General features: G+C 36.0%; 20 protein-coding genes. 10 read left to right on the top strand and 10 right to left on the bottom strand.

Annotated features, from left to right (window positions below):
* The 3 genes from ileS to pulA all read right to left on the bottom strand — a co-directional run bounded on the left by ileS (position 1) and on the right by pulA (position 5,802).
* On the bottom strand, positions 1–2,742 hold the full coding sequence (gene ileS, locus AS161_RS08150) for an isoleucine--tRNA ligase (RefSeq protein WP_164542419.1): 2,742 nt from the start codon (positions 2,740–2,742) through the stop codon (positions 1–3).
* A gap of 111 nt (positions 2,743–2,853) precedes the next feature.
* Positions 2,854–3,210 (bottom strand): response regulator, encoded by a 357-nt coding sequence (locus tag AS161_RS08145; protein WP_011994576.1) that lies wholly within the window; start codon positions 3,208–3,210, stop codon positions 2,854–2,856.
* Positions 3,211–3,276: 66 nt separating this feature from the next.
* Positions 3,277–5,802 carry a type I pullulanase gene (pulA, locus tag AS161_RS08140; protein ID WP_164542418.1) on the bottom strand — a complete coding sequence of 842 codons (2,526 nt, stop codon included), beginning with the start codon at positions 5,800–5,802 and terminating at the stop codon, positions 3,277–3,279.
* 196 nt (positions 5,803–5,998) lie between these two features.
* Here pulA and AS161_RS08135 point away from each other — a divergent pair, with 196 nt between their 5' ends.
* The 7 genes from AS161_RS08135 (at position 5,999) to AS161_RS08105 (ending at position 11,764) form a co-directional block, all read left to right on the top strand.
* The gene (locus AS161_RS08135; RefSeq protein ID WP_164542417.1) at positions 5,999–6,835 is read left to right on the top strand and encodes a phosphate ABC transporter substrate-binding protein; all 837 of its coding nucleotides are present in this window, start codon (positions 5,999–6,001) and stop codon (positions 6,833–6,835) included.
* 112 nt (positions 6,836–6,947) lie between these two features.
* Complete coding sequence (locus AS161_RS08130) at positions 6,948–7,811, top strand: ABC transporter permease subunit (protein ID WP_206518803.1); 864 nt, start codon at positions 6,948–6,950, stop codon at positions 7,809–7,811.
* On the top strand, positions 7,808–8,659 hold the full coding sequence (gene pstA, locus AS161_RS08125; protein ID WP_164542416.1) for a phosphate ABC transporter permease PstA: 852 nt from the start codon (positions 7,808–7,810) through the stop codon (positions 8,657–8,659). Before AS161_RS08130 ends, pstA begins: the two co-directional genes overlap by 4 nt.
* Positions 8,656–9,426, top strand: a complete 771-nt coding sequence (gene pstB, locus AS161_RS08120) for a phosphate ABC transporter ATP-binding protein PstB (RefSeq protein WP_011994581.1) — start codon at positions 8,656–8,658, stop codon at positions 9,424–9,426. Before pstA ends, pstB begins: the two co-directional genes overlap by 4 nt.
* Positions 9,427–9,466: 40 nt before the next feature.
* Complete coding sequence (phoU, locus tag AS161_RS08115) at positions 9,467–10,114, top strand: phosphate signaling complex protein PhoU (RefSeq protein ID WP_164542415.1); 648 nt, start codon at positions 9,467–9,469, stop codon at positions 10,112–10,114.
* Positions 10,111–10,800, top strand: coding sequence for a response regulator transcription factor (locus tag AS161_RS08110; protein WP_206518802.1), 690 nt, complete (start codon positions 10,111–10,113; stop codon positions 10,798–10,800). Before phoU ends, AS161_RS08110 begins: the two co-directional genes overlap by 4 nt.
* Positions 10,787–11,764, top strand: a complete 978-nt coding sequence (locus tag AS161_RS08105) for a PAS domain-containing sensor histidine kinase (protein WP_241241369.1) — start codon at positions 10,787–10,789, stop codon at positions 11,762–11,764. The genes AS161_RS08110 and AS161_RS08105 overlap by 14 nt, the downstream gene beginning before the upstream one ends.
* Positions 11,765–11,834: 70 nt before the next feature.
* Here AS161_RS08105 and infB read toward each other — a convergent pair whose 3' ends face one another.
* The 3 genes from infB to AS161_RS08090 form a co-directional block, all read right to left on the bottom strand.
* Positions 11,835–13,898 (bottom strand): translation initiation factor IF-2, encoded by a 2,064-nt coding sequence (gene infB / locus AS161_RS08100; protein ID WP_164542413.1) that lies wholly within the window; start codon positions 13,896–13,898, stop codon positions 11,835–11,837.
* Positions 13,899–14,052: 154 nt separating this feature from the next.
* Positions 14,053–15,021, bottom strand: a complete 969-nt coding sequence (locus AS161_RS08095; RefSeq protein ID WP_164542412.1) for an NAD-dependent epimerase/dehydratase family protein — start codon at positions 15,019–15,021, stop codon at positions 14,053–14,055.
* A 22-nt stretch (positions 15,022–15,043) separates the two neighbouring features.
* A complete protein-coding gene (locus AS161_RS08090) occupies positions 15,044–15,490 on the bottom strand; it encodes a MarR family winged helix-turn-helix transcriptional regulator (RefSeq protein ID WP_011994591.1) in 447 nt (148 codons plus the stop codon).
* 300 nt (positions 15,491–15,790) lie between these two features.
* On the opposite strand from AS161_RS08090, the gene AS161_RS08085 reads away from it, so the two are divergent.
* Positions 15,791–17,422, top strand: coding sequence for a phosphoenolpyruvate carboxykinase (ATP) (locus AS161_RS08085; protein ID WP_164542411.1), 1,632 nt, complete (start codon positions 15,791–15,793; stop codon positions 17,420–17,422).
* Positions 17,423–17,564: 142 nt separating this feature from the next.
* The gene (locus AS161_RS08080) at positions 17,565–18,203 is read left to right on the top strand and encodes a peroxiredoxin (RefSeq protein ID WP_164542410.1); all 639 of its coding nucleotides are present in this window, start codon (positions 17,565–17,567) and stop codon (positions 18,201–18,203) included.
* 60 nt (positions 18,204–18,263) lie between these two features.
* On the opposite strand, the gene AS161_RS08075 is transcribed toward AS161_RS08080, so the two are convergent.
* From AS161_RS08075 to glnA, 4 genes are all read right to left on the bottom strand, one after another.
* Entirely contained in the window at positions 18,264–20,720 is a 2,457-nt protein-coding gene (locus AS161_RS08075; RefSeq protein WP_164542409.1) for a glycogen/starch/alpha-glucan phosphorylase, read from the bottom strand.
* Positions 20,721–20,972: 252 nt separating this feature from the next.
* The gene (locus tag AS161_RS08070; protein WP_164542408.1) at positions 20,973–21,389 is read right to left on the bottom strand and encodes a NifB/NifX family molybdenum-iron cluster-binding protein; all 417 of its coding nucleotides are present in this window, start codon (positions 21,387–21,389) and stop codon (positions 20,973–20,975) included.
* Positions 21,390–21,430: 41 nt separating this feature from the next.
* A complete protein-coding gene (locus AS161_RS08065) occupies positions 21,431–21,805 on the bottom strand; it encodes a PadR family transcriptional regulator (RefSeq protein ID WP_164542407.1) in 375 nt (124 codons plus the stop codon).
* 160 nt (positions 21,806–21,965) lie between these two features.
* Complete coding sequence (gene glnA, locus AS161_RS08060) at positions 21,966–23,336, bottom strand: type I glutamate--ammonia ligase (RefSeq protein ID WP_164542406.1); 1,371 nt, start codon at positions 23,334–23,336, stop codon at positions 21,966–21,968.
* Between the two features lie 288 nt (positions 23,337–23,624).
* Here glnA and AS161_RS08055 point away from each other — a divergent pair, with 288 nt between their 5' ends.
* Positions 23,625–24,704, top strand: a complete 1,080-nt coding sequence (locus tag AS161_RS08055; protein WP_164542405.1) for a glucose-1-phosphate thymidylyltransferase — start codon at positions 23,625–23,627, stop codon at positions 24,702–24,704.
* Positions 24,705–24,728 lie beyond the last annotated feature (24 nt).

Below are 24,728 nucleotides of genomic sequence, written 5' to 3'. Positions count from 1 at the left end.
TTATTTTCTTTCCCCTCTCAGTACTGCGCTACACCTTGGACAGGTTTCTGGGTGATTTTCATCTTTTCCTGTATCTGGATGGTATTTCCAACATCTTTGACATTTTTGACCTTCCGCGTGTTCAACTAATACAGTCACAAGCTGTCCGTTTATACCATCTGATAGTTCATTTAATATAGAGACTTTTGATACGATAAAGAAGTCTTCCAGCATATCGGCATATTTTTCAAGCAATTGACTAATTTCACTGTTTTTAGGTTCAATTTTAACGTGTGCGTCAAGTGAGTGACCGATTACATCAGAAGAACGTGCATTTTCGAGTGCTTTTAGAACGTCGTCTCTAACAAGCAGCAGTTGTTGGAATTCTTCGAGTAAGTTTTCATTGATAAATTCTTTTCTCACTTCTGGCCAATTTTCAAGGTGTACGCTTTCATATTTTTTCAACGGACTTTCTTGGTAAGCTTCTTCTGCTGTAAATGGCATAATTGGCGCAAGGATTTTGATAAGTGCTTCGAGTATGTAGTAAAGTACTGTTTGTGCAGACCTTCTGTAAATTGAGTCTTTGGCTTCAACGTAAAGTCTGTCTTTAAGTATGTCAAGGTATATGGAGCTTAATTCTGTAGTACAGTATTTTACTGTTGCGTTGTAAACTTTTGAGTATTCAAATTCTTCGTAATATTGAGTTACTTGTTCAATGTATTTCTGTAATCTTCCAAGTGCCCATTTGTCAAGTGGGAGTAGTTTTTCGTATGGTAAGATATCATTTTCTGTGAAGTCGTAAAGGTTGCTAAGTAAGTATCTGAGCGTGTTTCTAAGTTTTCTATATACTTCAACTTGTTGCTCTATTATATTCTTTCCAACCCTTATGTTATCAAAGAAGTCGGTGCTTGCCACCCATAGTCTTAGTATGTCCGCACCGTATTTATTTACAATTTCCATTGGGTCGATTACGTTTCCAAGTGATTTACTCATTTTTCTGCCTTGTTCGTCTTTGATAAATCCGTGCGTAACAACTGTTTTGAATGGCGCATTTCCTGTCTTTGCTGTTGCGAGGAATATTGAGCTTTGGAACCATCCTCTGTGTTGGTCATCGCCTTCCAAGTACAAGTCAACGGGGAATTTCTCACCCTTTGACCTTATAACCGCTTCCCAAGAACAACCTGAATCAATCCAAACGTCTAATGTGTCGTAAGTCTTTTCAAATTCTTTGCTTCCGCACTTTGGGCAGGAGAAATCAGATGGCATAAGTTCTTTTATGTCAAGTTCGAACCAAGCATCTGTACCTTTTTCTTTGACTATATTCGCAAAGTGTTCTATAACTTTTGGATCGAGTGTAACTTCGTCGCATGACTTACATTTTACTGCGGGGATTGGTACACCCCAAACTCTTTGTCTTGATATAGTCCAGTCAGGTCTTTCTTGGACCATCGCGGTGATTCTATTTTCTCCCCATGCTGGGAACCATTTTACTTTCTTTATTTGTTCAAGAACCTTTCCCCTTAAGTTGTTTTTATTGACAGAGATAAACCATTGAGGTGTTGCACGGAACATAACGGGACCTTTACAGCGCCAGCAGTGTGGATAACTGTGGCTGATTTTTCCAAATTTTATCAATGCCCCTGCTTTTTCTAAATCTTCGACTACTACTTTGTTTGCGTCCCATATTTTCAATCCTTCGTACTTTCCAGCTTCTTTTGTGAATTTTCCTTCGTCATCAACTGGCGATAAGATTGGGAGGTTGTATTTTAAACCAGTCTGATAGTCTTCTTCACCATGACCAGGTGCTGTATGGACACAACCAGTACCATCTTCAAGAGTAACGTAATCGGCGAGTACGATAACGGAAGTTCTGTCGTACAAAGGATGTTTTGTTAATTTGCCTTCTAGGGTCTTTCCTAAGAATTTTTCGGTTACTTGGAATTCGATACCTGTTTCTGAAGCGAATTTTTGCAATAGACCATCGGCGACAATCCAGTATTCGTTTCCGACTTTGATTTTCAAATATTCGTATTCTGGATGGAGCGCTATTGCAACGTTTGCAGGGATTGTCCAAGGTGTTGTTGTCCAGATGACAACGTATGTATCTGGTTGATCAATCATTTGGAATTTTACGTATATTGATGGGGATTCGTGGTCGTGGTATTCGATTTCTGCTTCCGCAAGTGCAGTTCTACAAGTTGGACACCAGTAAACTGGTTTGTTGCCACGATAGACGTTCCCATTTTCAACCAATGTTTTGAATACGTCTAATATGTGGTACTCGTATTCTGGTGTGAGTGTTATGTATGGATGCTCCCAATCGCCTTTCACGCCAAGTCTTTTAAATTCTTCTCTTTGGATATCCACGTATTTTAAAGCGAATTCTTTACAAAGCTTTCTTATTTCAACTGGTGATTTTTTCTTTGCTTCTTCGCCAAGGGTTGTTGTGACTCTGTGCTCAATTGGAAGACCGTGTGTATCCCACCCAGGTACGTATGGGACTCTGTAACCGCGCATTGTTTTGTATCTTGTTACGAAATCTTTTAAAATCTTGTTCATTGCGGTACCAAGATGGATATCTCCATTTGCGTAAGGAGGTCCATCATGGAGCAAATACGTTGGAGCACCTTCACGGGTCTCAAGTGTTTTTTTGTAAATTTCTTTCTCTTCCCAGTATTTTAGCATGTTCGGTTCTTTTTGGACTAAATTTGCTTTCATTTGGAAGTTGGTCTGTGGCAAGTTTAACGTTTCTTTGTAATCCAATTCAAACACCTCCTGATTTTGCTTAGAATTTATATATAATTATTATATTTGTATATATAAAGACAAAAAGGGGTGAGTGCCCACCCCTTTTTGTCTGGTGTGGGCACTATATCACATGTTAATTAAACGGCTTATTATTTCTTTTAATTCTGTCAAGTCAGAAGATTTAACAACGTAAGCATCAGCGGCCCAAGAAGCCATATCACTTTTGTAATGCGAATAAGCGGTTAACAATACTAATTTAACATCACGCTTTATTTCTCTTAATTTTCCGGCAAGTTCAAGACCGTTCATTCCAGGCATTTCTATATCAATCGTTACAAGATCGTATGTTTTTTCTGTGAATTTTCTTAGGGCTTCTTCTCCATTTGCCGCTTCATCTACGTCATAGCCAGCATCGGTAAGTTCTTCCGTAACCAATAGTCTCATGTTTGGTTCGTCTTCCACGACAAGAATTCTTTTGGGCATATATCCTACCCCCTTTCTTGGGGATATTATACCACAATACTGATGGTTTTTTCAATAATTTTAATTTTACTTGTACATTACCATCGTGGATGTGGATTTTACAGTTATTTTTCCACTAACTTGATACAATACTTTTGTACCTGCGTTTTGTTGGTCGACTACCACGTTCCATGTGCCTTCTGGTAATGTGAAATCTTGGTCTTTTGTATCACCGTTGTATATGACGAGTATCTCTTTCCAGCTATCGTTTTCATCTTTGATTGTAAAGGCAACCATTTTCCTTGTGGTTGGCAAGAATGTGATTTTCTTTTTTATATCCTCTGCTGTTCTTTGTCTGAATGCCGGATGAGCTTTTCTGATTTCTATGAGTCCTTTGTAGTAATTGAAGACATCTATGAATTCTGCTTTTCTTGCATAATCAAGACCGTTTATTGAAATTGGTGAGTTATATGAATTTTCATCACCTTTTTTGGTTCTTGCAAAATCTTGACCAGCGTGTAAGAATGGTATACCTTGAGAAGTTAATAGTATGGCTCCAGCTAATTTTTGAGCGTTTTTGAGCATTTCTTCTGTCCATTTTATGTTTGTATCTGCTTGAGCTGCTAAGTAATTTTTATCCCAAAGTGTGTGGTTATCATGGCATGCAACGTAATTAATTGTTTCTTCTGGGTCTTTTGCAAAGCTTCTTATTACATCGTCGTACTCAATGCTTCCGACAACGCCACGTTTGATTGCTGTTTCTTTTGCAAGCGCGCCCATTAAGAAACCTTTGACTGTTGCGTTGAACACGGAACCCCTCATAGCGTCTCTGAATTCATCGTTAAATGCAGCGATGTGTGTTCCACCAACATCTGATTTTCCAAATCTTACTGGAGCGCCCCAACCACCCCATGGTTCACCGTAGAGTAATATCGTTGGGTCTATAGCGTGCAATTCTTTTTCCAAATCTAGCATTGTTTTCTTATCCATGAGACCCATTTGGTCGAATCTGAATCCATCAACATGGTATTCTAATACCCACCACTTCAATGTATCGATTACGTATTTTTTAAGCATTGGTCTTTCTGTTGCCATGACGTTACCACAACCACTTTCGTTTAAATAAGCGCCTGTTTTATCGATTCTGTAGAAATAGTAAGGGACCGCTGTGTCAAATGGTGAAAGAACGCCGATACCAAATGTATGTGGGAATACCATATCGAGTATTACTCTTATTCCATTTTCGTGTAATGCTTTGACCATTTGCTTGACTTCGTTTATCCTTACGTATGGGTTAATTGGGTTTGTTGAATATCTACCTTCTGGTACTGTGAATAAGTAAGGATCGTATCCCCAATTGTAGCTCTTTTCAAAATCTCTTTCTGATTCATCACCTGTGTAGAAATCAAACATTGGAAGGATATGCACATGCGTAACGCCTAATTCAACGAGGTGGTCTAAACCAGTTGTAACGCCATTTGGTCCTCTTGTACCCTTTTCGGTAAGGCCAAGGTATGTAGCTTTATTTTTGACATTGGAATTGTCAAGTCCTGTCATATCTGCAATATGAATTTCGTAGATTATAGCATCTTCAAGAGCTTTCATGGTTGGTCTTACATCTTTATCCCAACCAGATGGGTTTGTCTTTTTCAGATCTATGATTGCGCTCTTTGCAGAGTTTTTCGTGACTGCTTTGGAGAAGTAATCTACTCCTTCCCTATACTCTCCGTAACTGAAATATCTTATTCTGTAGAACCAACCTTCCCAATCACCATCGAGAACAACTTCCCACGCGCCATTTCCGATGTAGTTCATAGGTACGACTTTTGTAGGTTCTTTGTCATCCCAATTTTTGTAAAGTAGCACATCTACTGTCTTTGAGACAGGAGACCATACTCTGATTGTGGTCTTCGTTGGTGAATATTCAAAACCAAGTGGACCATCGTAGTATATTTTGTCTAAGATTTCCATCATGATTACTCTTGCTGGTTTGTAGCCTTCGATTGCGACTTGGACATCTTTGTTGACTTCGTCAAGCTTTATTGGTTCAGCAAGAGTGATTTTTACGTGGTTTGTTTTTGATATATCCGTTGGATTTGCTTTTTCAACCTTTGCAACTTTTCTTTCAACACCATCGACTGTAACTTTTGCGCTAACTTTTGTAGTATCAACTTGTCCTGTTAAGTAAGCTTCGATAACATCCTGTGCTCTAGCTTGAGCGAAAAGTACTCTTGGGCTTGTATCTGGCTTTGTTGTGTATATCTGTTCGATACCTTGCAACAACCACACCTCCGCTTTTCCATCTTTGATTGTTATAAATCTATCCATAGCAACATCTTTTTCCTGCCATTCGTTAAGTCTAACAATGATTCCAACTTTTGTCAAAGTTTCATCGAATTTAACTCTTGCTACGACGCCATAATCGTCTTTTTCAGTAAATTGGTATGCCGTACCGTCTTTAGAGATAGGCTCTACCCACCAAATCCATAAGTTCCAACCATCGTAATTGCCATCCCAGCGATGATAATGGATGACCAGTTCTGTTGCAGCGTATGAGAAAACAACAACTAATAAAAATAGAAAAACAAGAGCTTTCTTAGAAAAATTAACCATAGTAGCACCTCCCATTTTTGAATTTGAAGAATTTTGAAAATTCCAATATAAATTATACATTACTTATTCAATTTTTGCATATTTTTTTGGAATCATTTCCAAGTTTTCTTAATATTTCTTAACGTTTCAAAATTTTTTCCAAATAATTCTATTAGAAAATTAAGCTGTAAACTTCAAAAACTGGGAGGTGCATATTATGAGAAGATTTTTATTAGGTATTTTGGTTTTAGTTCTCGCTTTAAGCATTTTCGCAGTGGATAAGAATGCTTTAGTTATCAAAGGTTCAAACACGTTACTTGATGTTGCGCAACTTTGGATTGAGGAATTCAACAAACTTTATCCCGAAATAAAAGTTACACTTGAAGGCGCAGGTAGTTCTACGGGTATAGCTGCTTTATTCAACAATACAACGGATATCGCTAACTCAAGTAGATGGCTTAAGGATTCAGAAGTGCAGAATATGTTCAATCAGAAAAAGTGGTTTGCACCTATTTTGGTTGCGTGGGACGGTATAGCAATAGTTGTACACAAAGATATTCCAATAAAGAATATAACAATCCAACAATTGAAAGATATTTACACTGGGAAAATAACAAGGTGGAACCAAATTGATCCAAATCTTCCAGCAAAAGATATAGTAGCGTTTTCGAGAAATACGGCTTCTGGTACATTCGAGGTCTTTAAAGAAAAGGTTTTAGGTGATGAAAAGATGTCTCCAAGGGTAAGGATGTTGGAATCATCTATGGCAGAACTTGAAACAGTAGCAAAAACACCATTTTCAATAGCTTATTTTGGCGTTGGATATGTTGATCCGAACCAAGTTAAGGTTCTCACAGTAAATGGCATTTCGCCATCAAAGCAAAATATATTGGCTGGTAAATACCTACTTTCAAGACCGCTCTTTGTGTTCGTGGATGTAACAAACGGTTGGCCGGAAGAAGGTCCAGTCGCAGAATATCTTAAGTTCATAATGTCAAAGAAAGGACAAGAATTGGTTGAAAAAGCAGGCTTTGTCGCAGCGTTAGGTCAGTAATAAGAGATATACGCAAGGTAGATGGTTATGCGGATATTTGAAAGCAACCATCTACCTTTTCATATAAATCTAAATAATTTAAAATTAAAACTTTTTTAGAAAGGAGATCCACATGAATCGAGCTTTAAAAGATAGAGTTAGGAACCTGCTGCTAATTGTACCTGCGATATTGGCAATAAGCACTCTCTTTGGAATATATGTGTATCTCATTAAAGAATCTCTTCCTGCCCTAAAAAATGTTGGGGCAGAACTTTTTCTTTCGAATCAATGGTATCCTGTTTGGGATCCTCCAGAATTTGGAATGCGAAATCTTATAGTAAATTCAATATTGGTAACCGTACTTGGTTCATTATTGGTTTTACCAATAGCTTATTTTATAGCTTTATATCTCCATGGTTACGCTTATTTTAGAGAAAAATATGTAATACGTAGGATATTTGAATATCTATCTGGTATTCCTTCCGTGATAATAGCTTTCGTGCTTTTGGATTTTGCGAGCCCGATTTTTCCAAAAATTGGTATATACTCGCCTCAAAATTTACTCCTTGCACTCATAGGACTTTTCTTTTTGACTATACCTATTGCCACTATACTCATTCTTGAATCTTTAGATAACGTACCACGCGAATTAGAAGAAGCAAGTGCCGCGCTTGGAGCAAACGAGTTCAAAACTTACACAAAAGTTACTTCCAAAGCAGCTCTCCCTGGTATTATGAACGCAATTGTCCTTACGGCCAATAGGATTGTGGGAGAAACGATAGTGGTTTTATTACTTGGTGGAGGAGCTTCAATAGTACCTCAAAAGTTAACTGACCCGATGAAAACATTGACGGCCGCAATAGCAAGTGAAATGTCAGAAACAGCACGAGGCTCTATGCATTATCATGCTCTTTTTGCCGCTGGTTTTATACTCATAATCTTTTCCACTATTTTTGAAATTGTTTCAATTTCCATTTTAAGGAGGCATAAGAAATGAATGAGATAAATGTAAATGAGCTTGTTATTAATAGTAAATCATCCAAGAAAAATAAAAGAGCGAATGTGTTTTTGAGGATTTTAACGTATTTAATTTCTTTGATGATAATTGTTTTGTTTTTGCTTGCCTTTATACCAGGTTTAAAATACTGGAATTTAACGTTTTTTATTCAATTCCCTAAAGATGGAATGACAGGTGGAGGAATTTTCCCAGCTATTCTTGGGTCTTTGCTTTTAACGTTAACGGCACTTGCGATAAGTATACCTCTTGGTATCTTACTTGGTGTTGTTTTGTCTGAATACAATCTTGAATATATAAAGTTCGTTGTGACTATTCTTAGCGGAATTCCCTCAGTTGTTTATGGGCTTTTCGGTCTTGGGCTTTTTTGTATAACTATGGGAATGCGCACGTCTATTTTAGCTGGTGGATTAACATTATCACTCCTTGTTCTGCCTGTCATTTCATCATCAGTTTACGAAACGATGAGGGCAATTCCTAGGGAATTGAGAGAAGCTGCTTACGCACTTGGCGCGAAGAAAAGTGAAGTAATCTTTGAAATGCTGTTGCCCGCAGCAAAAAAATCCATATTGACAGTTTCTTTCGTTTCTGCGGGAAGGGCGATAGGAGAAACTGCACCGTTGATACTCACTGCAGCGGTATTTTATGCGACCGACCTTCCAAGAAATTTGCTTTCACCAGTTATGACACTGCCAACACATTTGTATTTCTTAGCGGCGGCCTACGGTGAGAAGGCACGTTGGATGGCAGAGGCAACAGCGTCCGTTCTTATAGTTTTCGTTATATTAGTCTACACATTAGCATTTATGTTTAGGAGGGAAGAAAGATGAAGAATATTTCTAATGAACTTGTTTTGGATATAAAGGATTTTAACGCTTATTATGGTGCAAAGAAAGCTGTAAAAAATGCAAATTTAAAAATATACAAGAACAAAATTACCGCGATTATGGGACCTTCTGGGTGTGGGAAGTCCACACTTTTGAGAAGTATAAATAGGATAAATGATTTAATACCAGATTTCAAGGTTGATGGTGAAATTCTATTCCATGGAAAGAATATATACGATAAAGATGTTGATATTTATACTTTACGCAGGAAGATAGGGATGGTTTTCCAAAAACCAACACCGTTTCCCATGTCTATATATGATAATATAGCTTATGGATTGAAACTTATCGGTATAACAGATAAAAAGGAAATAAAAGAAAAAGTTAAGTGGTCCCTTGAAAAAGCAGCGCTTTGGGACGAAGTTAAGGCGGAGTTGGATAAGAGTGCGTTGAGATTATCAGGAGGTCAACAACAAAGATTGTGTATAGCACGGGCTATAGCTATCGAACCAGAGGTAATTCTCTTCGATGAGCCAACGTCCGCGCTTGACCCTGTAGCCACCCAAAAGATAGAAAGTTTAATTGAAGAATTAGCTGAAGAGTTTACGATAGTTATAGTGACTCACAATATAGGTCAAGCATCTAGAATTTCAGATTACACAGTTTTCATGTATCAAGGTGAAATCGTTGAACAAAATTATACCGCTGAAATTCTGCGAAATCCACAGCATGAAATCACTCAGCAGTTTTTAAGTGGTAAAATTGGATAGAGAAATGAAAAATAAAAATTTTAATAGGGAGGAAAATAAAATGGTTGAAATGAGACATCATTTTGATAAAGAATTTTCATTACTTAGAGCGGAACTTGTAAAGATGGTATCTTTGGTAAGTGATTCTGTTGATATATCTTCAAAGGCTTTCGAGAACCTTGATAAAAGCCTTGCAATAAGAGTTATAGAATTAGACGATGAAATTGATAATCTCAACAGGGAGATAGAAAATCTCGTTTACGATATAATTGCAAGGTTTAATCCATTGGGAAAGGATCTTAGATATGTTGTTGCGGCTATGAAGCTCTCAAATAACCTAGAGCGTATCGCCGACCACTCTTGTAATTTTGCGGAAAGAACCATATGGATAGTTGAACACTTGCCAGATTTTAAACCATCTATGCTTGTTAAAGAGATGTTTGGAGTAGTTATAGGGATGCTACAAAAGACAGTTATAGCTTTCTCCAAAAGAGATGTGAATTTAGCTATCGAAACATGGAAAATGGATGATGTAGTAGACAACCTTGATAGAAGAATAACAAATGAAGTTGATAATATTGAACCGCATTCGCTTGTACTCTATATTTTATTTTCAAGAGACCTTGAACGAATAGCCGACCATCTTACGAACGTATGTGAGGAAATTGTTTTTATAGAAACCGGAAAGGAGTTGAAATCATTTCTATGAGAGTTCTCATCGTTGAAGATGAGCGTATTATCGCAGAAAATCTTCAAAAGTTGCTCAAATCAGATGGTTTTGAATCGGATGTCGCTAATGGGATAAACGATATGTATAGGAAACTTGAGAAAAATACTTATGAAGTTATATTGCTCGATTTGATGTTACCTGATGGAAATGCTATAAACGAGATTCAAACGCTCAAAAATGAGTTTCCTGATATAGGTATTATCGTAATTTCAGCAAAGAGTACGGATATTGATAAGATACTTGGTATAGAACTTGGAGCTGACGATTACGTTGGAAAACCTTTCAATCCAAGAGAAGTTGTTGCTAGAGTTAAAGCGTATTTACGCCGTACAAAAGGCATAAAAGAGGTTATACGTTATGGTAAATTGGAGATATATCCATCTGATTACGTTGTCCTTTACGATGGGCAAAAGATAGATTTAACCGCAAAAGAATTTGAAATATTGAAATTGTTGGCTCAAAGACCAGACAGGGTTTATTCTCGTGAAGAAATATTAGAGACCATCTGGACTGATGAGTATGATGTTTTTGATAGAGTTGTCGATGTACATATAAATAGTCTTAGAAAGAAAATTGGAAAAGATTGGATAATAACCGTTAGGGGGGTTGGGTACAAATTTTCAAAAAAGGGAGATGCCCAATCAAGTGAAAATGAGCGATTATGATAAGGACTTTGTAAGGGTACTATTAAACAATTTAGAAGAAGCGATCTTTTTACTCGATAAAACAACTATCACATTTGCCAATGAAATGGCAAAAAGTTTTTTTGGCCCAAGCGAAGGTATGGATATTTTTGACTTGCTTATATTTGAAAAGTCTACTTTATTAGTGGATTCAATACATGAACGTAAACCATTGAATATCGAATCAAAAGTATTTCTCAGTAAGAAAGGCGGCTGGTGTGATTTTTACATTAGATACATACCAGAAATAGAAGCCTTATTAATGAGAGATGTATCTTTTATAAAAATTATCGAAGAGGCTAAATTAAACATGTCTGTTCTTATCTCGCATGAGTTAAAAAATCCGTTGGGAGTTATTGAAAGCATTGTTTCTGATATGCTTGAAAACGAAGAAGATGAAGAAAAAATAGAAAAATTATGGAAAATAGAAAAACAGTCCAAAAGGCTTAATAGAATTATCCAACAGATTGAGTATATAACTATGGCACAACTTGGTCTTTACGTTCCAAGAAAGGAAACTTTAAATGTCCAGAAAATTATTTCAGAAGTTATGGAAGAAATCGAAGAGTTGAGGAAGAAAAAAGAAATAGAAATTTCCATAAATCTTGAGACTAAAACGATAGAAGCTGATGGATTCATAATTCGAACAATCCTTAAAAATTTACTTTCAAACGCTTTAAAATATTCTTTCGAAAAGTCAAAAGTTATTCTCGAGTTTAGTGCTGAAAGAATGAGTATTCAAGACTTTGGTATTGGTGTGCCAGATTCTGAGAAGGAAAAGATATTCGGTAGGTTCTATAGAACACCAAGTGCGGTAAAAATGGCCTCTGGTTCAGGATTGGGATTAGCGGTTGTTAAGCATCTTGCTAACATCGCAGGATACAGGATAGAGTTTGAATCAAAGCATCTTATTGGTACAAAGGTAACGGTATGGTTCAAAAAATAAATATGTTTTTGTAATTAATAAAACAAAAATCCTCCGATTATCGGAGGATTTTTGTTTTCTATATTTATTCTTAATTTTCATTTTGTTTTGTTTCTTCAACCAAGGTTGTTAACTTTCTCGGTACTTTTTTGATTATGTAAAATTCTAGCTCATCGCCTTCTTTTATATCGTCAAAGTTTTGGAACTTTATACCGCATTCTTGTGGAGCGCTAACTTTATTGACGTCTTGTTGATAATGTTTCAGAGACTCTATTTTCCCTTCGAAAACGAGTGCACCGTTTCTGTATATTCTCACAAATCCAGATTTATCAACGTATCCATCATACATTTGAACGCCTGCGATATTTCCGTATTTGTGGATTTTGAATACCTTCTTAATTTCTCCATAACCTGTTTTTTCTTCAACTTCTTCAGGTTCAAGCATTCCTTCAAGCGCCGCCTTTAAATCTTCAAGGAGTTTGTAAATAATTGTGTATGTTTTTATTTGAACTCCTTCGCTCTCAGCAAGCTTTGAAGCTTGGTTGTCGGCTTTAACCCTGAATCCAAGGATAATAGCTTCAGATGCGCTTGCTAGCATTATATCGCTTGAATTTATAGCTCCGACCGCTGAGTGGACAATATCTATATCTATCTCATTTGTTCTTAATTTTGCTATTGCGTTTTGAAGGGCTTGGAGTGAACCAACGGTATCGGCTTTCAAAATAAGTTTTAATTCTCGTTTTTCAGTTTCCTGCATTCGTTTGAGTATTTCCTCAAGTTTTACTTGTCTCTTCTTTCTTAATTCCCTTGCTTCTATTTCTCTTACTTTTTCGACAATTTCAAGTGCTTTCTCTTTTGAGTCAACTACATAGATTATACTGTGTGGGTCTGGTAATTCTTCAAAACCGACAATCATAACTGGTGTTGATGGTTCTGCTTCTTTTAATCTTTTACCTTTATCATCGATGAGAGCTTTTACTTTACCAAATACTTTACCTGCGACTACGTAATCCCCTACTTTTAATACACCATCTTTAACGATAGCGTTTGCAACAGGACCGTAGCCTTTGTCAAGCCTTGTCTCTATGGTAACCGCTCTAACTGGCGAATCTGGTATGCATCGTATGTCCTGCATTTCAGCTACAAGGAGTATCATTTCCAAAAGTGTATCGACGTTGATTCCATTTCTTGCCGAAATAGGGACAACAATCGTGTCTCCGCCCCAATCTTCTGGAATGAGATTCAATTTCGTCACTAATTCTTGCTTTGTCATGTCAACATTAGCATTTGCTTTATCTATTTTGTTAATAGCCACTATTATTGGTACGTTCGCAGATTTCGCGTGGTTATAGGCTTCTATGGTTTGAGGCATGACACCGTCATCTGCGGCTACAACTAATACTACTATGTCAGTCGCTTGAGCGCCACGGGCTCGCATTTCTGTAAAAACTTCGTGACCAGGTGTATCAATGAATGTGATTTTCTTACCATTTACAATAACTTGGTAAGCACCAACGCTCTGAGTGATTCCGCCTTCTTCCTTTTCTGCGACTCTTGTTTTTCTTATATAGTCAAGTAAGGTCGTTTTACCATGGTCGACGTGTCCCATTACTGTAACTACAGGAGGCCTGTTTACCAATTTGTCTTTATTATTTTGGTATATTTCCTCAAATTGTCTTTTTAATTCATCGAGAGGATTCTCCAATTTTGGTTGCTCTTTTACAACAGTTTCATCTTCTTCGAAAGTTAATCTTACATCGTACATCTTTGCAATTTTTTTGGCAAGTGAAATGGAAATTGTTTGACCGGGTTTGAGAATTTCACCTTTCATGAAGAAATCTTGAATAATTCTGTTTTGTGGTATTTTTATCTTTTCGGCAAATTTATCAAGCTTTAAATCAGCCTCTGTTATGTGGACTGGAGGCTTTTTCGCTTCTGTTTTCTCTTTAGACGGTTCACGTGTTTTTGCAAGAGATATATCTTCCTCTTCATCAAGAGTTTGCTTGTATATGTCAAGGAGGATATTTACAGTTTCCTCATCAATAAAACTCATGTGGCTCTTAACTTCAATACCAAGCTCCTCCAACTCGTGGAGTAATTCTTTTGTATCCATATCAAGCTGCTTTGCCAATTCGTATACCCTTAAGCGTGCCAATAAATCCACCTCCTCAGTTCCACAAATGCTATTATATCACACAACCACAACTTTATTCAACCTGTTCAAGCAAATGAAAAAAATATATCAAATTTGTCAAAAATATTTTTGGCAAATTTGATATTTAATAATATAAATTTGGTAAATAAAAAGTTCAATGTATTTCGTCAAGCCATTTGAAAAAATCTTGAATGGTCTCTTCCACTTTTCTTGGATGATAAGCTATTGTGCTTGAAAGCTTTTCGTGAGAAAAAGTATAATCAAGCTCAAGTGTGTGTAACGCGTATGGAACGAATTCAACGGGGATTTTAAAAAGCGAGTTAAATAATAGTGTTAAATAACTCATTAGACGTGCGGATGAATTTTTTAGTATCTTGTATTTTCTCAGACCACATAACAATGGTAATTTTTCGAAGTGAATTTTGTTTCCAGAGACTATGAAGCCTTGATGGTTCACGATATAATGTCTTTCTTTTAAAAGATTATATAAAGCAACGATGCTATTTGCGACATCTCTAACATCAACAAAATCGAATCTACCATTTACTGTTATCTTTAGCTTTCCAAGCCTATATTTTTCCAAAACTCTTGAGAAATAAGAAAATTTATAATCATATGGCCCAAATATCCCTGTTGGAAATACAATAAAACCACTTAAACCATCTTTAAATGCTTCCATAACCTTTTTGGTGGCTATTGCTTTTGACTTTGCATAATCCCCGACTACGTTATTTTCGTCAATTGGAGTCTTTTCATCTATTACGGATCCGGGTTTGACTTCGGAGAACGCATGTACGCTACTAACGTATATGAGTGGAATTCTGTGCTCTTTAGCTAAATTTATAATGTTATTTGTGCCATCAACGTTTACAGAATATATTAGCTTTTTGTTGGAATTTGTGATTGATATAACCGACGCAAGGTGAAAGACAGCATCGACACCACTAAAAGCTTTTTTAATATCACCGCGAATATCACCATAAACAACCTCGATAGGTAAGTATTGTAATGAATAGAGAGAATCTCCAGGTTGGACTAAAACCCTTACTTTTTCACCTTCGGTGATTAATTTTTTAATTAAAACATTGCCAAGGTGTCCTGTACCTCCAGTAACTAATACCATACTCTTTCAGCCTCCAAATTTATTATTTTTTAGAAATTACTCTTGAAAATTCGAGTATACTATCAAAACACTCGTTTAGTTTTTGAATTTTTTCGTTTCCGAAAGATTTATAGACGCCATCTAATATAGTTTGAAATGAGGACAAGAACTTGTTAAATAGTTTCTGTCCATTTTCCGATAAGTGAATCATTGTATATCTTCTGTCTTTTTCGTCTTCAACAGTTTCTATAAGTTTGTTTTCTATTAATTTTTTCAAAGACATACTTACTGTACTTTTTGATACTCCAAGTTTTTTGGAAATTTCGTTATTAAAAGTTTTGTCGTTTGTTGCTATAAACAAAAATATGTAAAGTTCAGTTGTACTCATTTCTTCAAATTCAGAAATCTGTGGTATGAAGTTTACGAAATTGGTGGTGATTTCCATAATGTTTTTTACAACTTCTTTAGCAAACTCTATGTTGAGTTCCATAGTTGACCCTCCTATTTTGATTTTCGCCCTATATATTTAGACAGTTTATTTTTTAAATAGTTCAAAAATTAAACTAATTTTTTTAATCAATAAAACTTTGGAAAAAGAAGAAAAAAGTCCTATATTTGTATTAATCTCTTTAAATTATCGATTTTCAATGCTATGTTATAGTATGTTTTATTATGCAAAGTTTATTTGTTATGTTTAAAAGGTTTAAAATTTACTTGTGAAATTTCATGGGTTAAATCTATTGATAAATTTGAAAATCAAAACTTTAGAATCAGAAGAGGAGGTTTTTGTATGTCAACAAAGGGAAGGTGGAAGTGGCAGGATATTAACAAAGTTAACTTTTCTAAGATTAGAACGACGATTGAAACAGCTTTTTATGGAAATAATGTTGAGTTACTCACTTCAAGAAGAGAAGCTTACAAAAAAGCGTTAAAATCTCCAGGAACTATAGCGACAGACCTTTTTGTCTATAAGCCAGAACTTCTTAATCTCGATGAGGGGACAAGAATATTGCTTTTCAACGATGGTGCGACTGTGGGAAGATTTGCAGGCGCAAGGAAAATAATAGGTATGCCAGGTGTTAATGAGGACCAATTAGCAGAAGTAATTCGTGAAGCAGTTTACGGTACAAGGTTTAGGAAAATGTACCATGCGATTAGTTTTACAGGATTACATCCTGACTTTATCGTCAAAAATCATATATTAATTCCAGAGGGGTTTGAAAATACTGTTTACAATTGGCTTCTAAACTTTCAAGACTTAACTTCAGAATATTCACTTATGTATGAAAATTCCAAGCTTTTGAATGAACCTGATATTTACATATTTACAGATCCTGATTGGTCACATCCTAATTATCCTGGTGGGCTTGCGCTCTTTGACCCGAATAACAACTGTGCCGCGTTGCTTGGATTAAGATATTTCGGAGAATTTAAGAAGGGTACTTTGACACTTGGTTGGTCTGTTGGAAATAGACAGGGATATGTGGCGTGTCATGGTGGTTTGAAAAAATACGAGTACGATGGTAAGCATTTTGTTGCTGCATTTTTTGGACTTTCTGGTTCTGGGAAGTCTACACTAACTCACGCAAAACATAAAGGTAAGTATCAAATTACGGTTCTTCATGATGATGCGCTTGTTATAAACTTAGAAGATCTTTCTTCCATCGCTCTTGAACCGTCGTATTTCGATAAAACATCAGATTATCCTCTAACAAGTGAAGACAATAAATATTTGATAACAATACAAAACTGTGGTGCAACTGTTGACGAAAATTTAAAAGTAGTCCCCGTTATGGAAGATATTAGGAACGGAAATGGTAGAGCGATAAAATCTAAATTATGGTCACCAAACAGGGTAGATAAGATTGAAGAGCCTGTAAATGCAATATTCTGGATAATGAAAGACCCGGTTTTACCACCAGTTGTAAAGATAGAAGATCCTATTCTTGCTTCTACAATGGGTGCAACATTGGCTACCAAAAGAACTTCGGCAGAAAAATTGCTTCCAGGAGTAGACCCTGAAGCGCTCGTTTTTGAGCCATACGCCAATCCATTCAGAACTTACCCGCTCTCTGAAGACTACAATAAGTTTAAAGCACTATTTGAAAAGGGAGTGGAATGTTATATAGTCAATACAGGATTCTATCTCAATAAGAAAGTACCAAAGGAATTGACCCTTGAAATTATAGAGCAAATTGTTGAGAAAAAAGCCAATTTTGTCGATTGGTTCGGTGGATTAAAAACTATGCAAATACCTGAATTTGAAGTAAAGACATCGGACTATGAGTACAGAGAACTAGTTAAACTCTCACTGACAAAAAGAGTTGAATTTATTAAAAACAAAGAGATTGAAAACCAAGGATACGATAGGCTTCCGGAAGAATGTATAAGTTCATTAAATAATTTAATATCACTACTTTGATTTGATAAATATTAAATTAACAATTTGGTTACATTTTGTTTCTTGAAATTATTTAGACTAAGTATAAAATTATATTGGGTTTAGAAATGACTTAGGAAAAACAGAAAAACCATTATGAATTTTGAAATAGGAGGTGTTTGGTATGGGTTTACCACTTATAGGAGAAAAGGTTCCTGAATTTACAGCAAAGACAACACACGGAGTTATAAATTTTCCAAAAGATTATGAAGGTAAATGGGTAGTACTTTTCAGCCATCCGGCAGATTTTACACCTGTTTGTACAACAGAATTTGTTGCATTCCAGAAAAGGTACGATGAATTCAAGGCTCTAAACACAGAACTTGTTGGTTTGAGTATTGACCAGGTTTTCTCACATATCAAATGGGTACAGTGGATTAAGGAAAAGCTTGGTTTGGAAATCAAATTCCCAGTAATTGCGGACGATAGGGGTCAAATTGCAGAGCTTTTCGGTATGATTCACCCAGGGAAGGGAACGAATACGGTCCGAGCAGTATTCATTATCGATCCAAAGGGTATACTAAGAGCATCGCTTTACTACCCACAAGAACTTGGAAGAAATATGGATGAGATTCTTAGAATGGTTAAAGGTTTGCAAGTCAATGATGCCAATGGTGTTGCTCTCCCAGCGAATTGGCCAAATAACGAATTAATCGGCGATGAGGTTATTATTCCGCCCGCGAGCGACTGTGCAACGGCTGCAAAGAGAATGGAAGAATACGATTGTTACGATTGGTGGTTCTGCCACAAGAAGTTGAAATAATTTGAATAAATAAAAAACAAGCGGGAGTTGTTAAACTCCCGCTTGTTTTTTGTAAGATGATTAGTTAACTTTTTTTGTCTTCCATATATCCCTAACGTATTCTTCAATAGTTCTATCGCTTGAAAACTTTCCACTTCTTGCTATATTAAGTAAGGATTTTTTGTTCCATTCTTCTTGGTTAAGATACAATTTTTCCACGTCTTTGTGAGCTTTTTCATATGATTCAAAGTCTGCGAGTAAGAAGTATTGGTCTGGCATTGGAGCATGTTTTCCGTAAAGCAAAGATTCGTATATATCTACAAATAAATCTGGTTCATTTGGTGTGAAGTATCCACCCCTAATCATGTCAAGCACTTTCCTAATTTTTTCGTTTTCTAAGTAAATTCCAAACGGGTTGTAAATTCCTTTCCTTCTTGCTTCTTCTATTTCTTCGGCTTTAAGTCCAAAGATAAATATGTTTTCTTCGCCTACTTCTTCTAGGATTTCTATATTTGCGCCATCTAATGTTCCTAATGTGAGCGCTCCATTTATCATGAATTTCATGTTCCCGGTTCCAGAAGCTTCCGTTCCCGCCGTGGAAATTTGCTCACTGATATTCGCGGCAGGAATAATAATCTGTGCCGCTGAGACGTTATAGTTAGGTATGAATACAACTTTCAAGTGTTTATTGACAATTGGATTTCTATTCACGACTTCCGCGACGCTGTTGATGAGCTTGATTATAAGCTTTGCCATTCTGTATCCTGGAGCGGATTTACCTGCGAATATGAATGTTCTCGGAACTTCCGGCTTTTTCCCATCTAAGATTTCGTTGTATAGGTGTATTATGTGTAAAACATTTAATAATTGTCTTTTGTACTCATGGATCCTTTTAACTTGTATATCAAATAGCGTGGATGGGTCAACGGATATATCTAACTTTTCACGGATGTAATTTGCTAATCGTTCTTTATTCCATTTTTTTGCTTCGGCAAGTTTTTTGAGAAATTCACTATCGTCTAAAAATGTTTCTAGTTTTCTTAACTCGTAAAGGTCTGTTATCCACCCATCACCTATACTTTCGGTAATGAGTTTTGCAAGTGGTGGATTACATTCTAAGAGCCATCTTCTTTGAGTTATCCCATTTGTTTTGTTATTGAACTTCTCAGGGTACATTTCATAAAAATCTTTTAAAACACTTTTTTTAAGTATTTCAGTATGCAATTCAGAAACACCGTTAATTGAGAACGAAGCTACAGATGAGAGATTAGCCATTCTTACCTTCTTTATGTTACCTTCTTCAAATATGGACATATCTATAATTTTTTTCAGATTATTGTTGAATTTTTCCCCGACTTCTTTTAAAAATCTTGCGTTTATTTCCTCAATTATTTGATAATGTCTTGGAAGGAGATTTTGGAGTAATGGAGCTTCCCATTTTTCAAGTGCTTCAGGCATTACAGTATGGTTTGTGTAAGCTATTGTGTTTTTGACTATGTTCCAGGCATCATCCCAACCGTATCCTTCTTCGTCGAGTAATATTCTCATAAGCTCTGGTATTGCAAGGGCAGGGTGTGTATCGTTGAGTTGTATAACTTCAGACTCGTGAAGGTTGCTTAAATTGTTTCCAAATCTTCTTTTATGTCTTCTTATTATATCTTGCAATGCTGCACTTACAAAGAAATGTTCTTGTTTAAGCCTTAATTCCCTACCTTGGTAAAACGCGTCGTTTGGATATAGAACTTTACACAATGTTTCTGCAAGGTTTTTCTCGTAAACGGCTTTTTCGTAATTTCCCTTTTCAAATTCCGCGAAATTAAATTCATTGGTAGCTTTAGGATGCCAAAGTCTTAACACTGAAACAATATCGCTGTTGTAACCAGTTATGTAAATGTCATATGGTACGGCTAATATATCGTACGTATCTACCCATTTGAATCTAAGGTTACCTTCTTCATCGGTATAAGGCTCGCTTCTACCGAAAAACTTAACTGTTACAGCCTCTTCAGGCTTTGGGAATTCCCAAGGATAACCATTTTTTAGCCAATCGTCCGGTACTTCTTTTTGGAAACCATTTTCGATTGTTTGTTTGAAGAGTCCGTATTGGTATCTTATCGTATAACCGTATGATAGATATCCAAGAGTTGCTAAAGAATCTAAAAAACACGCGGCGAGTCTTCCAAGTCCACCGTTGCCAAGAGCAGCATCCTCTTCAAGTAATGCTATTTTATCAAGGTCTAAATCAAATTTTTTAAGAAGGGTCTTTACATCGTTTTCAACTTGTAGGTTTAATATGTTATTGTACAACAACCTACCGATTAAAAACTCCATCGATAAGTAATTGACAATTCTCAAATCTTTTCTTTTGTATATGATTTCTTCGGTTCTAAGCCATTTTTCCGCAACGATGTCTCTAATGGAGTAAGATAGTGCAAAAAATTTCTGTAGAGTTGTTGAAAAGTCTTTATTTTCAGCTAATGTGTGATTGAGATGATATGTAAATTGATTTGTTATGTCAATTTTAGAGTTTTTAGCCACTATCTACACCTCTCTTACTCATCGTTGTTGTAATACACTTTGTAATTTTCTTGAATCGTTTCCAAAGTCCAATAAACCCCTTTAAAGTTTACACTAAATTTCGAAAAATGTCAAATCAGGAATAAATATTGTGCTTTTATTTTAAAATACGACTTGTTGTTTTTCTTTGCTCTTGTTTAATAAAAAATCCGCCCTTTTTTAAAACACAAGGGCGGATTCTCTCTTGAAAATTTGAGTAGTATTTAGTGATTTTTACTTAACTATATTTTTCACTTTTCCTTCTAAAAATAGTTTTACTGCGTCGTCTATGGTAGTATTTAATGGTACTAAGTAGACTCCTATTTTTCTTGTTTTAAGGTCATTAAACATATGGGGCCCCATTTTCACGGCTATAACGCCATCTATATCCCCTGTCGAAGCAAATACTTCATCATGCCCATGGTGATGCCCGTGCTCGTGCCTGTGTTCATTATGTGGCTCTCCAAAGTGTTCTCCATACCCATGATGGTTATGCTCTCCGCCGTGGTGACCTCTTGCGTGTAAATTTTCAGAAAGTTTTCTTGATACTTCTTTGCTATCTTCGATTTCAACAATTACAAAATACTCCGCTCTTCCAAAGTGTGAAGCTACGGTTTTACCATCGTCTGTTGGTATTGCAATTCTTACCATAATACCGCCTCCTTTTGATTATTCGATTTAATTGTTTTAAATTAACTCTTCAAGAATTCTTCAAAGGATTCTTTAAGAGTATCTATCAACTTTAGAAGATTGTTAAAGTATTTAATTCCGTTTTCAGTTATAGAGTACACCTTCCTTAATCCTCCGTTTCCTTCTTCAACTTTGAATTCGATAATTCCATGATGCTCAAGTTTTCTTAAAATGTTGTAAATAACGGATGGATCATGTTTGAACGGATAATAATCAACCTGCTGAAGTTTTTCGTAAAGTTCATACCCGTGCATCGGTTTTTGGCTTAACAGTTTCAGAATAACCGCTGTAAGGAAATCTCCCGTTGAAAAACCAGTTTCTTCGCATCTGTGCATATTTCCACCTTGACCATGTTGACAGCCACATTTTCTTCTCATAAGTAAACACCTCTTAGATGTTAGGTGATAGTGTTTTCTGACGACGGTAATATTATATATCAATATTGATAAAAAATCAATAGTGATAATTATAAAAATACGAAATCCCCCGTTTAGAGGGGATTTCGTTTATTTTTCTATTGATATATTGAGATATTAATTATACATCAAAATATAAGTCGAATTCTTTTGGATGTGGTATTGAGTTAACTTGTCTTTCTTCGGAGAGTTTAACGTTTACCCAGTGTTTAATCAATTCTTTCGGGAAAGTCGTTAGGAATTCGTTATTTGCTAAGATTGCGTTGCAACTTTCTTCGAGAGATTTCGGGAGAGGTTTAACCTCTTTTTCGTATAGATCGCCTTCAAATGGTCCAAAGCCCTCAACGGTTGGGTCAATTTTCTTTCTTATACCATCTATACCAGCGAGTATCATAGCTGCAAAACCAAGGTAAGGATTGCACGTTGCATCGATCGTTCTAAATTCTATCCTTCTTTTTTCTGGGTCTTTTACGTAAGCAGGAATTCTTATCGCTGAAGTCCTGTTTGCAAGCGCAAAAACGGCGTTTGTTGGGGCTTCAAAACCCGGCACTAATCTTCTGTATGAATTTGTAGATGGATTGGTGAATGCCATCAGTGATGGGGCATTCTTTAGTATACCACCCACGTAATAAAGCGCTTCTTGTGAAAGGTTGTAGATTTTATCGCCATCGAATATATTTTTTCCGTTCTTTTTCAAAAATTGGTGCACGTGCATTCCATTTCCAGCTTCATCGTACAATGGTTTAGGCATAAATGTGACTAAGTAACCGTATTCTTTTGAAACTAATCGTGCAACATGCTTGACTAACATTGTATAATCGGCTGCTTTAAGAGCGTCTATTAATGGTAATTCTATTTCAACCTGACATGTTCCCACCTCGTGGTGGTGATATTTTACGGGGACACCGTACTCGAGTAATTTTTTAACTATCGCGTTTCTTACTTCCATCAGTTTATCAAATGGAGGAATTCGGTGATAACCCTTTTTCCTTCCTACGAAATATTCCCCTGTTTCACCCGATTTCCAAAATGCTTCTGAACTATCAATTTCCAAAGATATTTTGTTTGTTTTTACCTCGTACTTAACATCTTCGAATATGTGGAACTCATATTCGGGTCCAAGGTATACTTCATCCGCAATGTCTTTTATTGACTCAAGTGTTTTTTTCAGTATTGTTCTTGGATCGTGCGAACAAGGTGTCATGTTTTCGACTTCGTAAACATCACAAATCATGGATAAGACTTTTTCACTGTTGTATTCTTCTATTATCGCTGTGTTTGGGTCAGGGATTATTACCATGTCACTGCTGAAGACTTCGGCGTAACCAAGATTGGAAGCATCGAATCCAACACCTTCAACAAATGTCTTTTCTGAGAAATTTGTTTTAGCAAGAGTTACATGTCTCCATCTGCCCCAAAGATCAACAACTTTTAAGTCTATGAAATTAATTCCTTCTTGCTCAACTAACTTTAAAATTTGGCTTGCGTCCATATGGATAACCTCCCATTCCAATAATTTATTCGTGTACAAAAATTCTATCACTTGTTATATTTTAGTACAAATCAAAATGCACAAAATTAGTTCTATTATACCTTCTTAATGTTCAAAATCATTTTATTATCTTAAATTTTTCTATATATGCTATAATATACTTTGCGATGCATTGTTATGTTTTAACACTCTGAATAATTTAAGAATTGTTACTATGAATTGTTGGGTTATAATATATTGTTAAAGAAGCTCGCAAAATTTGAGAGAGTGAAAAAGGAGGATAAGACTATGAAAGCTATTATACTGTGTGCAGGTAAGGGAACAAGGCTCAGACCTTTAACTTATACAACTGCAAAACACCTTATTCCTGTGGCAAATAAACCAGTTATTCTTTACACAATTGAGAAAATAAAGAGTGTTGGTATAAAGCAAATAGGTATTATAGTTAGCCCGGAGAATAAGGCTGATTTTGAAGAAAATCTTGGTGATGGTATCAAATACGGCGTTGAGATTACTTATATTCTCCAACCTGAACCAAAAGGACTTGCACATGCTGTTTTGATGGCAAAAGATTTCTTAGGTGATGAAGATTTCATGATGTACCTTGGTGATAACCTTATTATGGATGATATAAGACCTTTTGTTGATGAATTCGAGCAAAGAAAGAATATAAGTGCACTTATAATGCTCTCGCCAGTTAACGATCCAACAAGGTTTGGTATTGCGGTAATGGAAGGAAACAAGATAGTAAAGACTATTGAGAAGCCGAAAGAACCACCTTCAAATCTTGCGATTATAGGGCTTTATTTGTTTAGAAAAGATATATTCGAAGGTATTGCAAATATTAAACCATCATGGCGTGGTGAGCTGGAAATTACAGATGCGATTGATTGGCTTATCCAAAACAAAGGGAATGTCGAGGGACATATAATTTACGGATGGTGGAAAGATACAGGTAAACCCGAAGATTTGCTGGAAGCTAATCACAAGATACTTGATGATATAATCGAAGAGTTCAGTATAAAAGGAACTGTTGAGGCATCATCGGTCATACAAGGTAGAGTTAGTATCGGTGAAGGTACCGAAGTGGTGAATAGTGTTATAAGAGGTCCGGTGATAATTGGTCAAAATTGTACAATCTCAAATGCCTACATAGGTCCTTACACGTCGATTGGAAATGGCGTGCTTATTGAGAATTGCGAAATTGAAAATTCTATTGTTATGGATGAGGTTAGAATTTCTAATTTCTCACCAAGGATAGATTCATCTTTAATAGGTAAGAAAGTAGAAATTGTCGAGAACGATGGGAAACCAAAAGGTGTTCAAATTATTGTTGGTGACCTTGGAAAGGTTGTTGTTTCAAGATAATATATAATTGTTAATTTTGTTAAT

This window comes from Fervidobacterium sp. 2310opik-2, assembly GCF_011057735.1.
In the GTDB taxonomy this organism is placed as follows: Bacteria; Thermotogota; Thermotogae; order Thermotogales; family Fervidobacteriaceae; genus Fervidobacterium; species Fervidobacterium nodosum.
This window is presented reverse-complemented; position numbering and strand designations above follow the sequence as displayed.

What these genes read in the sequence shown, in the direction of transcription:
- AS161_RS08145 (WP_011994576.1), bottom strand. Translation starts at nt 3,210, where the DNA reads ATGCCCAAAAGAATTCTTGTCGTGGAAGACGAACCAAACATGAGACTA.
- pulA (WP_164542418.1), bottom strand. Translation starts at nt 5,802, where the DNA reads ATGGTTAATTTTTCTAAGAAAGCTCTTGTTTTTCTATTTTTATTAGTT.
- AS161_RS08135 (WP_164542417.1), top strand. Translation starts at nt 5,999, where the DNA reads ATGAGAAGATTTTTATTAGGTATTTTGGTTTTAGTTCTCGCTTTAAGC.
- AS161_RS08130 (WP_206518803.1), top strand. Translation starts at nt 6,948, where the DNA reads ATGAATCGAGCTTTAAAAGATAGAGTTAGGAACCTGCTGCTAATTGTA.
- pstA (WP_164542416.1), top strand. Translation starts at nt 7,808, where the DNA reads ATGAATGAGATAAATGTAAATGAGCTTGTTATTAATAGTAAATCATCC.
- pstB (WP_011994581.1), top strand. Translation starts at nt 8,656, where the DNA reads ATGAAGAATATTTCTAATGAACTTGTTTTGGATATAAAGGATTTTAAC.
- phoU (WP_164542415.1), top strand. Translation starts at nt 9,467, where the DNA reads ATGGTTGAAATGAGACATCATTTTGATAAAGAATTTTCATTACTTAGA.
- AS161_RS08110 (WP_206518802.1), top strand. Translation starts at nt 10,111, where the DNA reads ATGAGAGTTCTCATCGTTGAAGATGAGCGTATTATCGCAGAAAATCTT.
- AS161_RS08105 (WP_241241369.1), top strand. Translation starts at nt 10,787, where the DNA reads ATGAGCGATTATGATAAGGACTTTGTAAGGGTACTATTAAACAATTTA.
- AS161_RS08095 (WP_164542412.1), bottom strand. Translation starts at nt 15,021, where the DNA reads ATGGTATTAGTTACTGGAGGTACAGGACACCTTGGCAATGTTTTAATT.
- AS161_RS08090 (WP_011994591.1), bottom strand. Translation starts at nt 15,490, where the DNA reads ATGGAACTCAACATAGAGTTTGCTAAAGAAGTTGTAAAAAACATTATG.
- AS161_RS08085 (WP_164542411.1), top strand. Translation starts at nt 15,791, where the DNA reads ATGTCAACAAAGGGAAGGTGGAAGTGGCAGGATATTAACAAAGTTAAC.
- AS161_RS08080 (WP_164542410.1), top strand. Translation starts at nt 17,565, where the DNA reads ATGGGTTTACCACTTATAGGAGAAAAGGTTCCTGAATTTACAGCAAAG.
- AS161_RS08070 (WP_164542408.1), bottom strand. Translation starts at nt 21,389, where the DNA reads ATGGTAAGAATTGCAATACCAACAGACGATGGTAAAACCGTAGCTTCA.
- AS161_RS08065 (WP_164542407.1), bottom strand. Translation starts at nt 21,805, where the DNA reads ATGAGAAGAAAATGTGGCTGTCAACATGGTCAAGGTGGAAATATGCAC.
- glnA (WP_164542406.1), bottom strand. Translation starts at nt 23,336, where the DNA reads ATGGACGCAAGCCAAATTTTAAAGTTAGTTGAGCAAGAAGGAATTAAT.
- AS161_RS08055 (WP_164542405.1), top strand. Translation starts at nt 23,625, where the DNA reads ATGAAAGCTATTATACTGTGTGCAGGTAAGGGAACAAGGCTCAGACCT.